Annotated in this window: 13 protein-coding genes; 11 read left to right on the top strand and 2 right to left on the bottom strand. The window is 43.5% G+C overall.

Translation table 11 applies throughout. The annotated features are described in order from the left end of the window. The first annotated feature begins 18 nt into the window (after positions 1 to 18). The 6 genes from COR50_RS00975 (at position 19) to COR50_RS00950 (ending at position 9,139) form a co-directional block, all read left to right on the top strand. Entirely contained in the window at positions 19 to 897 is an 879-nt protein-coding gene (locus COR50_RS00975; RefSeq protein ID WP_098192234.1) for an alpha/beta hydrolase, read from the top strand. Then, positions 898 to 2,343 carry a sialate O-acetylesterase gene (locus COR50_RS00970; protein WP_232516241.1) on the top strand — a complete coding sequence of 482 codons (1,446 nt, stop codon included), beginning with the start codon at positions 898 to 900 and terminating at the stop codon, positions 2,341 to 2,343. A 172-nt stretch (positions 2,344 to 2,515) separates the two neighbouring features. Then, on the top strand, positions 2,516 to 3,142 hold the full coding sequence (locus COR50_RS00965; RefSeq protein WP_098192233.1) for an RNA polymerase sigma factor: 627 nt from the start codon (positions 2,516 to 2,518) through the stop codon (positions 3,140 to 3,142). 47 nt (positions 3,143 to 3,189) lie between these two features. Continuing rightward, a complete protein-coding gene (locus tag COR50_RS00960; RefSeq protein ID WP_098192232.1) occupies positions 3,190 to 4,155 on the top strand; it encodes a FecR family protein in 966 nt (321 codons plus the stop codon). 52 nt (positions 4,156 to 4,207) lie between these two features. Further along, a complete protein-coding gene (locus COR50_RS00955; RefSeq protein WP_098192231.1) occupies positions 4,208 to 7,669 on the top strand; it encodes a SusC/RagA family TonB-linked outer membrane protein in 3,462 nt (1,153 codons plus the stop codon). Between the two features lie 57 nt (positions 7,670 to 7,726). Next, positions 7,727 to 9,139, top strand: coding sequence for a SusD/RagB family nutrient-binding outer membrane lipoprotein (locus tag COR50_RS00950; protein WP_157760576.1), 1,413 nt, complete (start codon positions 7,727 to 7,729; stop codon positions 9,137 to 9,139). 686 nt (positions 9,140 to 9,825) lie between these two features. Here the strand turns inward: COR50_RS00950 and COR50_RS00940 are convergent. Further along, positions 9,826 to 10,887, bottom strand: a complete 1,062-nt coding sequence (locus COR50_RS00940; protein WP_098192228.1) for a response regulator — start codon at positions 10,885 to 10,887, stop codon at positions 9,826 to 9,828. 3 nt (positions 10,888 to 10,890) lie between these two features. Continuing rightward, positions 10,891 to 12,447 carry a sensor histidine kinase gene (locus COR50_RS00935; RefSeq protein ID WP_232516240.1) on the bottom strand — a complete coding sequence of 519 codons (1,557 nt, stop codon included), beginning with the start codon at positions 12,445 to 12,447 and terminating at the stop codon, positions 10,891 to 10,893. A 214-nt stretch (positions 12,448 to 12,661) separates the two neighbouring features. Here COR50_RS00935 and COR50_RS22210 point away from each other — a divergent pair, with 214 nt between their 5' ends. The 5 genes from COR50_RS22210 to COR50_RS00915 are packed head-to-tail and all read left to right on the top strand — an operon-like array spanning position 12,662 to position 16,155. Continuing rightward, positions 12,662 to 12,790 (top strand): cytochrome c oxidase subunit 2A, encoded by a 129-nt coding sequence (locus COR50_RS22210; RefSeq protein WP_157760575.1) that lies wholly within the window; start codon positions 12,662 to 12,664, stop codon positions 12,788 to 12,790. Positions 12,791 to 12,800: 10 nt separating this feature from the next. After that, the gene (locus COR50_RS00930; RefSeq protein ID WP_098192227.1) at positions 12,801 to 13,256 is read left to right on the top strand and encodes a cupredoxin domain-containing protein; all 456 of its coding nucleotides are present in this window, start codon (positions 12,801 to 12,803) and stop codon (positions 13,254 to 13,256) included. 11 nt (positions 13,257 to 13,267) lie between these two features. Continuing rightward, complete coding sequence (locus COR50_RS00925) at positions 13,268 to 14,938, top strand: cbb3-type cytochrome c oxidase subunit I (RefSeq protein ID WP_098192226.1); 1,671 nt, start codon at positions 13,268 to 13,270, stop codon at positions 14,936 to 14,938. 46 nt (positions 14,939 to 14,984) lie between these two features. Beyond that, positions 14,985 to 15,632: an SCO family protein gene (locus COR50_RS00920; RefSeq protein WP_098192225.1), complete on the top strand. Its 648-nt coding sequence runs from the start codon at positions 14,985 to 14,987 to the stop codon at positions 15,630 to 15,632. Further along, positions 15,622 to 16,155, top strand: a complete 534-nt coding sequence (locus tag COR50_RS00915; protein WP_098192224.1) for a cytochrome c — start codon at positions 15,622 to 15,624, stop codon at positions 16,153 to 16,155. Before COR50_RS00920 ends, COR50_RS00915 begins: the two co-directional genes overlap by 11 nt. The last annotated feature ends 27 nt before the right edge of the window (positions 16,156 to 16,182 follow it).

Below are 16,182 nucleotides of genomic sequence, written 5' to 3'. Positions count from 1 at the left end.
ATCAAAACTGTTCTTTAAATGATGAAATCCTTCTTCGTTTGCCTGTTCGCCTGCCTGTTTTTTATACCTGCATTTGCGCAGCAGCCCGCAAGGTTTTCTTATGCTATCAAGGGGAATGATACTTTATGGATGGATCATTATGCGCCCAGTGCAACACCTAACCGCGTGTCTGTTCTATTCATCCACGGCGGTGCATTTACTAACGGGAGTCCCGATCAACAGAAACCGATGGCCGAAGGACTAGCTAACATGGGGTATAATGTTTTCGTGATTTCTTACCGCCTTTATATGAAAGGCCGGGGATTCGGTTGCGAAATTCCGACGCAGGAAAAGTTAAAGGCAATCCGTTTGGCAGTGGAAGATGCTGCGGACGCGACAAAATATTTGTTGAACAATGCTACTAAATTGAATGTTGATCCGCGGAAGTTGATTTTATCCGGTAGCAGCGCCGGGGCGGAAACTGCTTTGCAGTTAATGTATAACCCTTTTGAAACGGGTAACCCGGCTGAATACGAGTTCATGAACAAATTTCAATTTGCCGGCGCGATGATATTTGCCGGGGCAGTGGTGGATATTAACCTCGTCACGAAAAAAACTTGGATCCCAACATTATTCATGCACGGAACTGAAGATCCGCTTGTTCCTTACGCGACGGCAGCACATCATTATTGCCAGGCGGATAAACCCGGGTGGTTGATTTTATTTGGTCCTAAAACCTTGTACGATTGGGCCGTTGCACACGATGCACCTTGCGTTTTCTATTCGTATGAAGGTGAAAAACATAATGTGAGCGGGTACATGTTTAAAGAGTTTGATAAAATGGATGCTTTTATGAAAGCCGCTGTTAATGGTACTTTCGAAGGTCAACAATTGGTAGATATTCCTAAACAACAATAAATGATGAAACAAACTTTTCCACGTTGTGCACTGCTATTATTATTAGTGTTCCTTACTTTCGGTGCCAGTTTTACAATGGCAAATGTTAGGCTCCCCGCTGTTCTCGGGAGTCATATGGTGTTGCAGAGAAACGCTGATGTAAAATTATGGGGCTGGGCTTTGCCCAATGAAAAAATAAAAATCACCACTTCCTGGAATAACAGGGTCGATTCTGTAGTTGCGGATGGCAATGCATCCTGGTCCATAAAAATTCCAACCCCGGGAGCTGGCGGACCGTATAAAATTACGATCCACGGATATAATACCCTGGTACTGGATGATATAATGATCGGTGAAGTATGGCTTTGCTCAGGTCAATCTAACATGGAAAGAAACGGCAACCAGTTATGGGATAGTATTGTGAAAGCTAGTAACGGCCAACCGTTGAGGAATGAACAGGTGCGTATGTTCCAAATCCCGCGTACTACAGCTAATGACCCGCAAGAAAATTGTACCGGGGAATGGACTGTTTGCGACACGGCTAGCATTAAGAATTTTAGCGCCGTAGGATATTTCTACGGTTTAGAACTACAAAAAAACCTGGGTGTGCCTATTGGCTTAATTAATGCCAGCTGGGGCGGTACTCCCGCCGAAGTATGGACACCTAAAAATGTTATAGATGACGATCCTCTCCTGGCCGGGGAAGCTAAGGTGAATAAAGTGAGCAAATGGTGGCCACATGAACCTGCGAAAGCATTTAATGGTATGATCGCGCCCTTGAAAAATTTCAATATCGCGGGGGCGATTTGGTACCAAGGGGAAAGCAATACGGGGCATCCCAAGACTTACGATCGTTTATTCACCAAGATGATCCAGGCCTGGAGGAACTGGTGGCAGGTAGAGTTTCCTTTTTACTTTGTTCAAATTGCGCCGTATGTGTACGATAAAAGCCAGAATGCAGCTTTCTTAAGGGAGGCGCAAGATAAAAGCCAATCGCTGGAGGCAACGGGTATGATAGTCATCAGTGATTTGGTTGATACGGTTGCGGATATTCACCCGAGGAATAAACAGGACGTGGGCATCCGCCTGGCAAAAATGTCATTGGTGGAAACTTACGGGAAAGTGATGCCGGCATACAGGTCCCCGTCTTTCAAAAGCATGGAGATAGCAAAAAATAAAGTCATCATTAACTTCAATTATCTACCGACCGGACTAAAAATCCATGGTAAATCAATTGCCAATGCTTACATAGCCGGTGAAGATCAAATTTATTATCCGGCGGATGCTAAACTGAAAGGGTCGCAGTTGATTCTTAGCAGCAAGAAGGTGCCCGAACCGGTTGCAGCCAGGTATGGTTTTGCCAATGCAGCTATTGGCAACTTATTTAGCACGGAAGGTTTCCCTGTAGCTCCTTTTAGGACGGATAATTGGGATAATGTTTTTAGCCCTGCACAAAATATTAATTAGCAATATTTTCAAGTAGGGATGATTCTTGTCAGTCCCTACTTGTACACTTAATATTGTCGCGAATCTTCAGTAATTTAGTGCCAAGAATCGACAAATTGATCGCTCAAGGGAATGAGGCCAAAAGATTACCAAACCACCACCCCGGCGACAATCAAATTTAGGGTGCTATTAAATGGATGAATTAAAGCTTAGTTCAGATACTTATTTATGGGAACAAGTGACGCTTGGTAATGAAGCCGCTTTTGCCATGCTGTTCGAACGTTATTGGGAGGTTTCCCTCAGGGAGGCTTTGCTTAAAACGGGAAGTGAACAGGATGCGATGGATTGTGTACAGGAATTGTTTATCAAGTTGTGGAATAACAGGGCTCAAATAAGTATTCAATCATCCTTTAAAGGTTACCTGCTCACGGCATTGAAACACCGTGTTATCAGCTATTACCGTTCGAAGGATGCGAGGGAGCATCTAGCTTCTTCAGTTGCAAATTTGCCGGGTGGAGAGGATTCGGTGAATCACAGCCACCACGTGTTACAGGCAAAAGAAGTAGCCGTATTAATTGAATCCGAAGTATCTAGGATGCCTTCCAAGATGCAGCAAGTTTACCGCTTTAGCCGCGAAGGGGGATTATCATCTGCACAGATCGCCCAACAAATGGGAATCTCTGAACAAACTGTAAAAAATCAACTGACGACTGCTCTCAAGCGTTTGAAAATCAAGGTAGTGCAATACCAGGGGAGTATATTACCAGTGCTTTACTTGTCGCCGGTGTTGTATTTTCAAATGATTCAGCACGCCATATAGTACCAGGGCTTCTCCTGGAGCGTCTTATATTATGAAAACCGAAGAATGTGGTAAAACCTAACAACAGCATTTTACAAAAATACCTCGAAAATACCTGCTCTGAATCAGAAAGGCAACTAGTGGATGCATGGTACGCACAACTTTCTCATAATGACAGTACCCGCCATTTCGATTCTGATAAGGAATACAGGCAAGCCTTGCATACCTTGCTGTGGCAGGAGGTTCAGCAAGCCAGTTTGGAAACACCTGCAAGGAAAATTTTCTTGAATAATAAATATTGGGCCGCGGCTGCCATTTTAGTGTTTGTAACGGTTGGATATTTTGTTTTTTATAGGCAAGCCCCCAAGGTGTCTCCCGGGCTCGCCCAATCCTTGGATACTATAAATGCACCCCTCGCGCAAGTAACCAGCGTACAATTACCGGATGGTTCGATAGCCTGGCTTAAACCCGGCTCAAGGTTGGTAATACCCACCCGTTTTACCGCGTCAACAAGAAAAATCGAGTTACTCCATGGTGAAATATTCCTGGAAGTATCCGCCGATCCCTCTAAGCCCTTCCTGTTAACTGCCGGGAAAAATAAAGTCGAAGTACTTGGAACCAGTTTTAATACTAAGTACGGGTATGCAGGGCAGGAAGATGCGGTTGCCGTTGTTTCCGGCAAGGTCCGGGTACGGTTCGGGCAACGCTCGCCTGTTGACCTGGGAACAGGGAAAACAGCAGTCCTAAGTAAGTCTGGAAATATTGAATTAAAAAATATACAAGATTTTCCCGCTGTTGCAGCCTGGCATTCAGGAGAAATGGTTTATCAGCAAGAAACTTTTGCAAATATTGTTACTAACTTGCAGGCGTTTTACGGTGTGAAAATTCATTTTCGTCGGCCTGCAACCAGTCAAAATCGCGTAACAGGAAAGTTCCGGTACGAACAATCAGTAGACGATATTCTTCATGAAATCTGTTTGGTTCATGGAAATACCTATACCAAAGATTCCGAAGGGCAGTATTGGATAGAATGATCTGATGATTGGAAGTAGGCATAGGCTTGGATTTGAAAAACAAGAATAACTTATGCCCAACTGCCTGGTCATTAGTAGGATAGGATTGATTTATATACTGACCTTCTTGATAGGTTTTCCAATAACTGTTTCGTCGCAAACGAAGCCCGGCCTGCTATTGGATATTAGTTTCAATGGCGAATCATTGGATATGGCCATCCGGAAGATCGAAAAATTGTACCCGGTTGTTCTCGTTTACGATGCACAACAACTTTCAGCATACCATGCTCCCACCGGCTCTTGGCACCAGAAATCCCCGCAATTTATTATCAAGCAATTATTGAAAAATACCCCGTTCAAGCTGATGGACAGCGGTGGGAGGATCATTATATTCAAGAAGAAATTATCCGGGTTAACCGTGTTTAATGGTTGGGTGTCCGGTAAGGACGGCATGCCCTTACCGGGTATAACCGTTCAAATATTAGGCACAAACCTGGGAACTGTTACAGATAAGAATGGCCGTTTCTCACTCCATGTTAAAAATGGGGTTTATAATGTGACCTTCACTTCTATCGCTTATGATCCATTGACGATCCCCGGTATTCCATTAAATAACGATACTGTTGTTGACCATCATTTCGTAATGCAGGAGCGGGAAGAATCTTTACAACAATTCGTAGTCACGGCTCTCGGTATCTCAAGACCCAGGTCAACATTAGGTTATGCACTTACGGAAATAAAATCGCCGGGTTTAAATAATGTTGAGGCTCCTAATATTTTACAAGCTCTTTCGGGAAAGATACCGGGTTTACAAGTTAGGGGACTGAGCCCGGATCCCGGGGCCTCGGTATACGTAGTGTTACGGGGGGAGTCTTCGTTTAATGGAAACTCGCAACCTTTGTTCGTCGTGGACGGGATACCCATTACCGCGAATTCCAGCGTAGCGGGTAAGGTTGACTATGGGAACCGCTTATCAGATTTAAGTATTGAAGATATTGCCAGTATTAGCGTGCTAAGGGGCGCTGGGGCCGCAGCACTCTATGGTTCCCGCGCCGGCAACGGTGTAGTGGTTATTACTACTAAGACCGGGAATCCGGGTGGTAGCTCCTGGAAAGTTACGGCAAGCAGCAGCCTGATGATTGACAAGGCTTGGCAGTTTCCGCATTTTCAAAATTTATACGGCGCAGGCACCGATGTTTTGGCAGAGGATACTTGGGGCGAAGCTTCTTGGGGTCCCGGGTTAAATGATGGATCTTACAAGGTGCAATGGAATAGCCCCAAGGATGATGAAGGCAATTTTATTCCATTGCCTTGGACGGCATACCCCGGCAGGGTTCGTGATTATTTCCAATTAGGACAAACTTTTCAGCAGCATATTGCTGTCAACAAATCATTTGAAAAAGGCGCCGCTCGATTTTCCGTTCTCGATACCAGGAACCGCGGGATTATTCCCAATACGGGCTATAACAAGGATGTTCTAATGTTTTCTTTGCAGTATAAGTTCGATCCTAAAATTCAGTTTAACACTAACTTATCTTATACTTATAGCAGTAGCGATAACCGCTTTAGCGGCGACAGGGGGAGCGTAATCAACCAGTTATACACGATGCCTGCGAATGTGAATACCAATGAATTGAGAAACTATTGGAAACCTGGCAAGGAAGGTGTCGAACAGCAAAGCTATTTACATGATATGTATTCCGGGCAAGCGCAAGTCGATAATCCTTTTTTGATAGCTTATGAACAAACGAATGCTTATTTCCGGCACCGGTTAAATGGCCTGGTACAAATAAAATGGACGATTAATGATTATTTGAACCTTGCCTTGAGAAGCGGCATAGACCAGTTCTACGAGTACCGGGAACGTAAGAAGCCTTTTAGTAGCGTGAATTTTATAAATGGTTTTTATGAAGAAGCTAAGTTGTTTTCCAGGGAAATTAATTCCGATCTACTGCTACAATTCCATAAACAATTTTATACTGTTTGGAATATCAGTGCAGACTTCGGAATGAACCGGATGGATCAAAAGAATTACGATTATACAATAGCTGCGCAGCAACTGAAAGTGCCATCTATCTATTCGCTTTCAAACGGTGTAGATGGAAGTTTTACTTACCAGTCGGACTTTGCCCGCAAGCGGGTGAATAGTACTTACGCCACTATGCAAGCATCATATAAAGATATTTTATTTGTCAATGCTTCCGGTAGAATGGATTGGTCAAGTACTTTGCCGAGGTATCATAATGCCTATTTTTACCCGGCCATTGCGAGTTCCTTATTGTTGACAAGGTTATTGAACCTAGGTGAAAATAATTGGGTAAACCGGGCGAAGTTCCGGGCAAACTGGGCTAAAGTTGGTAAAGATACCGATCCATATAATTTGTATAACACATTTCAATACATAGCAAATTGGGATGGCATTTCAAGAGCAGATATTGCCACCATGTTGAAGAATAAGTTATTGAAACCTGAAATTACGACGGCCACGGAGGTGGGATTGGAATTGGGAATGTTTAAAGAGCGGTTAGGGCTGGATATTACGGTTTACCAATCCACCAATAAAAATCAAATCATAGCTGTTCCGCTGGCAATTTCTTCCGGTTATAGTGAAAGGTTGATGAACGCTGGAAACATCCGCAACCGCGGTATCGAGTTACAACTTTCTTGGCATGGTAATAAAAAACCGCTTCATGTTCAATATGAAGGGTATATCAACTTTTCCAAGAATTGGGATAAGATCGTTGCATTAGATCCTGGAATTCCTAATGGTGAAATTTACTTAAGCGGTGGTGAAGGAGCCAGCGTGTTAGCAAAGGTTGGCGGCCGGATGGGGGATATGTACGGGGGAACTTATAAGAAAGTACCGGGCGGCCCGTATAAAGGGGCGCCCTGGTTAACGGCTAGCGGGCAATACCAGCTTGAAGGCGGTGCTTATGAAAAATTTGGTAATTATAATCCCGATTTCATGTTGAGCTGGAATCATGGTGTTAAATATAAAAATTGGTTCGCGGGAGCCTTGTTAGATTGGCGGCAAGGCGGTACGTTTTATTCATATACGGCTAAGAATTTGCAGAGCGATGGCAGGGTGGATGTGACTTTACCGGGTAGGGATGCATCGCAAGGGGGACTTCCGTGGGTAGATGGAAATGGTAAAGAGCGGCATGATGGCATGATATTGTATGGCTATAACCTGCAAGATGACGGGACTTTTGCTCCCAATGATGTCATTTTATCGCCCGAGGCTTATTATGGTAATTACTATTGGGATTTCCCTGCTAGGAATGCTTATAACGCAACATATATCAAGTTGCGTGAACTTTCGCTCGGGTATAATTTTTTACACCCGGCCAAGTGGATACAAAACGTTCGCCTGGTTTTCATGGCAAGGAACTTATTTGCCTGGAATGCCGCGGGAACAGGCTTTGATCCGGAAACTTCTAACAAGATTGAAAATAGCCGGTACCAGCTCGGGATTAATACTTGGACGCTCCCGGGTATTAAAACTTTCGGATTTAAAATAGATTGCAGTTTTTAGTTTGGAATGATGTTTAAGTTGAATAAATATGCCATTTACTTGATCATCCTGCTTTTTATGGCAGGGTGCAGGGAGGGATTTAATCAAATAAATACAGATCCAAGGCAACCGGTAGATATCAAGCCGGGGGAGTTATTATCAACCGTGATCACTAAAACTGCATATGAATGGCAAAATTTTGCTTTCATGGATCATGGAGGTGTGGCCGGACGTTATATTACCATGGTTCGGAACGAGTCGATGGATAAATTTAACTGGGGCCCCATGGGCTGGAATGAATGGTACCGCAGGTTATCGATCAACAGGCAATTGATTTTGAAGGCAGGGGAGCACAGGGAACCGCAATACCGTGTACTGGGCAAAATTTTGGCTGTTATTAATTATGCTTACTTGACGGATTTGTGGGGGGATATTCCTTATTCCGAGGCACTCCTTGCAGATGAAGGGTATCCTAATCCCAAGTATGATTTGCAGGAGTTTATTTATAAGGACCTCATCAAAACATTAGATAGTTGTAACAATTGGTTGTCAACTCCATTACCGGCTATAGATGCACAGTACGATGTATTGTTTCACGGGGATGTAATTGCCTGGCGACGTTTGGCCAATTCATTACGGCTGAGATTGCTCCTACGGTGCAGCCAAGCTTACCCGGAAGCCGCCGGGATCATGAAAGAAATGGTATCGGATGAAGATCGGTACCCGCTAATATTAGACCGTGCTGCTGATGCTACGGTGGATTACCTGGGCTTAACGGCTGAGAATAGTTGGCCGGGCAGCGATATCGCCAATTCTAATGATGAATTTGATAAAAGGAAACCCTCCAAGGATTTAGTTGATAGTTTACGGGATTGGGAAGATCCGAGGTTGCCTATTTTGATTTCGCCGGTGAATAAAACTAAGAACGCTACCATAGATACAAATTTGTACGTAGGTGTTCCGAATGCCATCCAGGATCCCTTTCAATATAATGGCGGTAATGATCATATCTCGCATTTTGCAGCAGCTTTTAACCAAGCTAAGAGCGATTTATGCAAAGCCGTTATATTCACCAATAGTGAGACCTGGTTCATATTAGCGGAGATTTCCCTACGTGGTTGGGTTGATTTCAGGGGAATGACTACCGAAGCTTTATATAAAAAAGCGGTTACGGCTTCCATGGAGTATTGGGGCACCGCACCCGGGGAGAAATACTTCAAAAAGAAACCCGTTAAATTTGATGGAACAATCCGCCAATTGATAACCCAGAAATGGGTATCCTTGCTTTTTAACGGTGATGAAGGTTGGATGGAACATCGCAGGACCGGTTATCCTGCATTTAAACTAGGTCCACTGGCTATGCAGCCAAGCATCCCGTTAAGATTTATGTATCCCGAAGACGAAATATTATTTAATTCTGCCGCTTATAATCAGGCCAAAATCAATATGGGGGGCGATGGGCCTAATACGAAAATGTGGTTAATCCGCTAATCTTAAAAAAAATCTCAAGGAATATAGTACTAAGTTTAACTGCAAGCGTCTATATTATATGTGTACAGCTAATTGTACGCTAGTAATGTTTTTTAAGATATATGTGCTATTGAAAACCCTTTTTTGGGCACATTTCACACTATTTAGAAGTGTGCGCATTCATTTGGTATTGTTAACCCTGTAAGTGTCTCGAAGATTAATAGCGGCGGAATTTCTTTCCGCCGTTCTTGTTCACGGAACCCGCTGATTTCAAGGGGGGGTAGTTGAACGTTATTCGTTTTTTTGTAACTGTAATTGTCTTTTTAAGTATTTGAAGAAAGCCCCTTTTCAAGTGATTGGATAGGGGCTTTTAATGTTTTAAAATCTTTGTTGCCCGGCTAAATTTTAACCGGGGAGCAATTTGATCCCTCGATAGTTCGATTCAATGTTCATCTGCTCGTTTCTTGTACTTTTTTGCTTGCCCAAAAAAGGTTCCAAAAAGGGCACAAATTGGCCATCACGGCCGCCAATTTGATCGCTCGATCCAACTTTTGTACTACTGTATGGCCAAGCTTCCCTTGGCCATCAACGGTGCGAAGTTCCACGGTTCTCTTGGCAGGGGGTGAATGTATCATCCTTCGCTTATGTCTTTGACCAGGTAAGGAATCTAAGTAAATTTAATGCAATTTTAGTCGGACAATAATGTTTTAATATAATAATTTTCTTAGCTTTTCCGGTTCCACGATGCGGATGCGGGTACCTTTCATCTCTATCAATTTTTCATGTTTGAAGTCGCTTAGGGTACGTATCAGGGATTCAGTGGCGGTTCCCACGTAGCGGGCAATATCATCCCTAGATAGTTCTATGAGAGCATCGGAACCTTGTTCTTTATGTAACTTGTCATGGATATCGAGTAGGCCGCTGGCGACCCTTTTCCGCAGGGAGTCATAAGCTAATTGTAACAGCCGGTCTTCCTTTTCCTTTACCTCGGTGGCGATGCGTTTTATAAAAGTCCGGGCAACGGTTACATCGTTCAATAGTTGTTCTAAGAACACGTCTTTGGGAATCAGTGTTAATTCTGTATTCTCCAATGCTTCGGCATTTTCCTCGTAGGGTTTATTTTCTATCAGAGAAACATACCCGAAATAATCTCCTTCGCCATATAAATTCGTGATATATTCCTTGCCGTCATCGTTTAATTTATAAGCTTTTACTTTGCCGGATTTGACATAATATAAATATTGCGGGTGTTTACCTTCCCGGTAAACGGGTTGCTTTTTGCCAAGTACGGTACTGCTGTAATTATCAGGGTCGAGGTTTAATAAACCGGAAGATTGCCAGTCTTGTAACAGGTTATTGACAGTTTGTTGCTGCGATTGGGCTAGTTTTTGTTCCAGCATCGACTGTTTTTTGAGCCTTGTTTCTACGGCTGCCAGTAATTCAACATCTTCAAATGGTTTGGTAATAAAGTCATCAGCTCCCATTTCCATCCCTTTGCGAAGGTCCCCGCGCTCGGTTTTTGCGGTTAGGAATATAAAAGGAATGTGTTCCGTTTCAGGGATTTTCCGCAATAGGTGCAAAACGCCGTAACCATCTAGTTCCGGCATCATGATATCACAAACGATAAGATCCGGCTTGCTGCCCCTTGCCAGTTCTACAGCTTTTTTACCGTTTTCTGCTTCGATGGTATCATAACCGGCCAAGGACAATATTTCAGCAATATTTTCCCTGATATCTGTATGATCGTCTACTACTAATATGGTGGCCATGCTTTACAAAGTATGATTTGGAAATGAAATGATTATACTGGTGCCTTTGCCGAGTTCGCTTTCAACTTGTATATTCCCCGACAACATATCCACGTAACGTTTAACGATATGTAAACCTAAGCCTGTACCCTGGATATTGGTTACATTTTTTGCACGGAAAAAGCTACTGAATAGGTAATGCTGATCTTCCTTGGGTATTCCCATACCTTGATCTGCGACCTCCATACGAATGTTTTCCCCCGTTTTGTTTGCTACCCAAGAAATGGGGCTGTTTTCAGGAGAAAACTTGATCGCATTGGTTAACAAGTTTACGAAAATATGTTTAAGTAATCGTTTGTCGGTTAAGATTACTAAGGCCGCGTCCACGGAAATATCTATATGTTGACCTTTTTTAAGCAGTCCTTGTACTTCTTCCCTCGTTTCCTGCATTAAGCTCGCCAGCGGGATATCTTCGGGGTGTATATTGACTTTCCCTTCTTCTATCCTGCCCAGGGAGAGGAAATCTTCCAGCAATTCATTTAGATGTTTTACGGCGTCCCGTATTTTCTGCACATGTTTTTCTCTTTTTTGCTGATCTTCGGTTTGTTCATATTTTTTGATCAAGGCAGCGGAAGATAAAATGGCGCTCAAAGGGGTACGGAACTCATGTGAGGCCATCGATACGAACCTGGATTTGATCTCGTTGAGTTCTTTTTCTTTATGAAGTGCTTCTTCGAGCTCCTGTTGCGAAATTTCGAGTTGTTGCAAGGCATCTTGCAGGTTACGGGTTCGTTCATCAACTTTTTGCTCCAGGTCCTGGTTAAGACGCTGCATGGAGCGGGTTAGTTCTTCTAATTGTTGCTTTTGCGCCAGTAGCCGATCTTCAGATTCCTTTCGCATGGTAATATCTACAACGAAGGCCAACACAAACTTGTCGTAGCCTTGTTTAAAATGGCTAAGGCTAACTTCTACAGGGAACTCCGTTCCATCTTTCCGTAAAGCAAATAAGGCCATACCGCTCCCCATTTTCCTATCTGCCGGTTGTTTATTGAAATTTTTCCTATGACCGACATGTTTCTCCCTGAACCGACTAGGAATAAGCGTTTCAATCGGTTTTCTCAACATTTCTTCCGATGTATATCCAAATAGGTTCTCCGCTTCGGGATTGGCCAATATGATTAGCCCGTCTTCGTTTGTTAAGATAATTCCTTCAGTGGCATGTTGTATGAGTGCGGTTAGCTGGTTTTCTTCCGCTTCCAGCGTGCGGTATAAGCGTTTTACGAAGATCACCAGCAAGGTCGTTCCGATTACCAGTATCAGCGAGAAAAAGTGCTCGATGAATACCTCGGCGGGATTAGGGTTCTTGTGCGGCAGGAAGGCAACTGTCACCACCACTACCGTGCAAATTACGCCCATCCAGCTAGTGATGGTTTCATCTTTTATAAATAAAGTCAACAAGATAACGGTGATCAAGCCGCCATCAAAGAAATTATAATCCGGCCGCCAAATCAACAAAAATACCGTGACTAATAAGATAATAAAGGAGGCAAATAATATTTGCCGGTGACCAAAACGGAACATGGAACTGATTTAAAACGCTGGTATGTTATACAATCGTAAAATTATTCATGCGGCCATAGCCTTATCTATCCTGCAATTTACGGAATGTTGACCAGAGCGTACTGATTTCAATCAGTTTTTCAACTGAGTAGAATCAAGCTTAAAGGGAAGTGACCTCATGATTTTGGGGGAAGGCTACCGCTAGATTTGTGCCATCATCACAAAACAACCAATTATGAACTCCCAACAAGATAACGGGGAAAAATTCGTCCCAAAAGGGGCCATCGCCTTTTTCGTATTGTTGATTGCCCTATGCCTGGGCATCTGGTACGGCATCTATTTAATCATGTTACAACGCGCTTAAACTATTGATCATGTTAGACAAATTTGAAGGTAAAGCAATCGGCATGACGGCTATCGTGATCATGCTATTCCTTTTTTCACTCTTATATGTTACAGGGAAACAGAAGACGGATGTCGTGGAATGTGTGCCTTATGATAAAGCCTATACCACGCCCCGCATCAACCAAATAGACGATAAAACTTACCAAGTTTTCGCCGTGGCCAAGATGTGGAATTTTGAACCGAGCCAAATTTATATCCCGGTTGGAAGCGAGGTTGACTTTTACCTCACCTCGACCGATGTAGTGCATGGTTTCAACATCGCGGAAAAAAATGTAAACATGATGGCTGTTTATGGAGGTATCAACAAAACGACTGTCAAGTTTACGGAGCCGGGTGTGTATAAAATTACCTGCCATGAATATTGCGGAATCGGTCACCAGAATATGCAGGCCGAAGTTATCGTCAATTATCCCGACCAACAATAAACTCTAATCGTATGAAAGTAAGTCGTTCCCTTAAAAATGTTATACTGATCGAACTTTTTGTTCCCATTACCTTATTAATACTAGGGATTTACCATGGTTTAATGCAAACTGTTTACAGGGCCGGGGTTATCCACCAATCATCCGCTGTGAAGCTGGATTATTACCAAGGTCTTACCTTGCACGGCGTTATCAATGCCATCGTGCTGACCACCTTTTTTGCCGTGGCTTTCGGTCATGCAACAATAGCCTATTACTTAAAAAAAGAACCCAATAAAAGGGCTTCGTGGATCAGCTTGATCCTGATGGTGACAGGAACCCTATTGGCAGCATATGCGATGTTAGCAGGTAAAGCATCCGTTTTATATACTTTCTATCCCCCTTTAAAAGCGCACCCATTATTTTACATCGGTACAGCCATGCTGATCGTGGGATCTTGGGTGCCTTTATTTGATTGGATGGTGGTATACCTGGGATGGAAGAAAGAACACCGGGGTGAAAAAATACCTTTGGCAGTGCTGGGAACATTGGTGAATTTTATTATATGGTTCGTTTGTACCCTAGCGGTAGCTTACGAAGTGTTGGTACTGTTATTGCCCTGGGCCATGGGCTATAAAGCAACTGTAGATGTTACCTTGGCGAGAACCCTCTTTTGGTTTTTCGGGCATGCCTTGGTGTACTTCTGGTTATTGCCCGCGTACATCATGTTTTACACGATGCTGCCAAAATGGGCAGGTGGAAAATTGTATTCCGATAATGCCGGGAGAATTGCTTTCTTCTTATTCTTACTCTTATCTGTTCCGGTGGGAGTGCATCACCAATTCAGCGATCCCAATATCAGCCAAAGTTCTAAATGGGTATCAACCCTTTTAACTTTCGGTGTGGCGGTTCCAAGTTTCATCACGGCTTTCACGTTAGCCGCATCGTTAGAATATGCCGGTTGGAAACGGGGCGCCAAGGGATTGTTGGGTTGGGTTAACAAGTTGCCCTACCTCGATCAGAATAATTATATGTTCGGTTACCTTATCGCCGGGTTGATCTTGTTCATCTTCGGTGGTTTAACGGGTATCGTAAATGCATCTTATGCATTGAACAACGTGGTACATAATACAGCCTGGCTGCCCGGGCACTTTCATATGACCGTTGCGGGGCCGGTGTTCTTAGCCATGATCGGCATGAGTTTATTTATGCTGAACGGCTTAACAGGTAAGAAAATATTTTTACCCAAGTTAAATGTGATCGTTCCCTATTTGTGGCTCATCGGCGTACTGATTTTTTCAAGCGGTTTGATGTACGGCGGCCTGATGGGAGAACCGCGCAGGACTAACCTGGGCATGACCTACTTGAATCCCGGGCACGAATTGTACCACCCGCAATGGGTTCCTTCAACGATGTTGGCATTAGCCGGTGGAATTATCATGTTCGCGGCCGGCATGTGTTACTTCATCGTCTTCTTCGGGACTTGTTTCAGTAAGAAAGCTACCGAATCAAGTTTAGTATTTCCTGATACGAGCTCTTACCACGACGAAAAATACATTCCATTGTTTAACAGCTTCAAACCATGGTTGGTGATGATGGTCATCATTATCATGATCGCTTACATCCCTACATTATTGGATGTATTGAGATTTGGAGGACCGGGAGCGCCGCCACATTTGCCAAGCAGCCCCACACCAGGTATTTGATGAAGGATATGTAAAAATTTCAGAACGAGGTTAAAATGATTTTCAGATGAAGAAACTATTGCTACAGCAAAAAACAATATGGGTATTAATCATAGTATTAGTACCTGTATTGGCCTGGTTGGCTGTTACAGCATACGAAAATCGCTACGTAGCATTGCCGGTATACAGCACTTTTCCCGCTTGGGAAATACAAGGAGATACTGCCCTGTTACACAACTATGTGCTTTATGACCAGGATGAACACGCTACCAGCTTAAATGATAGCAGGGATAAAATTGTCATCGTTAATTATTTCTTTACACGTTGCCCGGTCGTTTGTCCCAAGATGATGAAGCAGGTTAAACGTGTAAGAGATGCTTTCGTGGACGATGACCTGGTACAATTCCGTTCTTTCTCCGTTGATCCAAATTATGATACTGCAATAGTATTGCGCAGGTTTGCTGAAAGGTACGGGGTAGATGGACGGCAATGGAAATTGGTGACGGGTGATAAGCCGCGCTTATACCGGTTGGCAAGAAACGGTTTCAAAATTACGGCTACCGATGGTGATGGTGGCCCCTCGGATTTTATTCATAGTGAGCAGCTAATTGTCTTGGATCCGCGGGGACAAATCCGGGGATACTATACCGGGACAGATCCTCAAGCGGTTAATCAACTCATTCACGATATTAAAAAATTGGAACATGAACTATAAAAAGCTATTCCTGCTGATTTTCGTATGCAGTTTAGCATTACGGTCATTCGCAGCAGATCCCGTTGAAGAAGGACGGCAAATTTTTAATGCACGTTGCGCATCTTGTCATAATGTAAATAAGAAACTGGTTGGGCCGGCATTGGCCGGGGTTACCGACCGGCGTACCGTAGAATGGATTGAAAATTTCATCCATGGATCTCAAAAAATGATCCAGGCCGGCGACAAGGACGCATTGAAACTGTATAATGAATTTAACCAGGTGGCAATGCCCGACCATCCTGATATTACGAAGGAGCAGGTTGCCGCCATACTCGATTTTGTTAAGAAGGAAACAGAAGTGATAGTAGCGAAAGCGCCATTCGCGAGACCTGGGCAACTAACGCCTGCTTACGTACCCGTGGAGGCTTCTAACTGGGAATTTTTCCTGGGTTACGGGGGTGTTGTTTTATTACTGATCCTCGTGTTGTTACTGGCAGTGCAAGTAAAATCTACCGAGCGGGAAAACGGCGGAAAATTCTTCTAAGAAGATAAAAGCGTTTTACACAATTGC

This window comes from Chitinophaga caeni, from assembly GCF_002557795.1.
Taxonomy (GTDB): domain Bacteria; phylum Bacteroidota; class Bacteroidia; order Chitinophagales; family Chitinophagaceae; genus Chitinophaga; species Chitinophaga caeni.
Note: the sequence above shows the minus strand (reverse complement) of the source record. Positions and strands in the feature narration are given on the sequence as shown.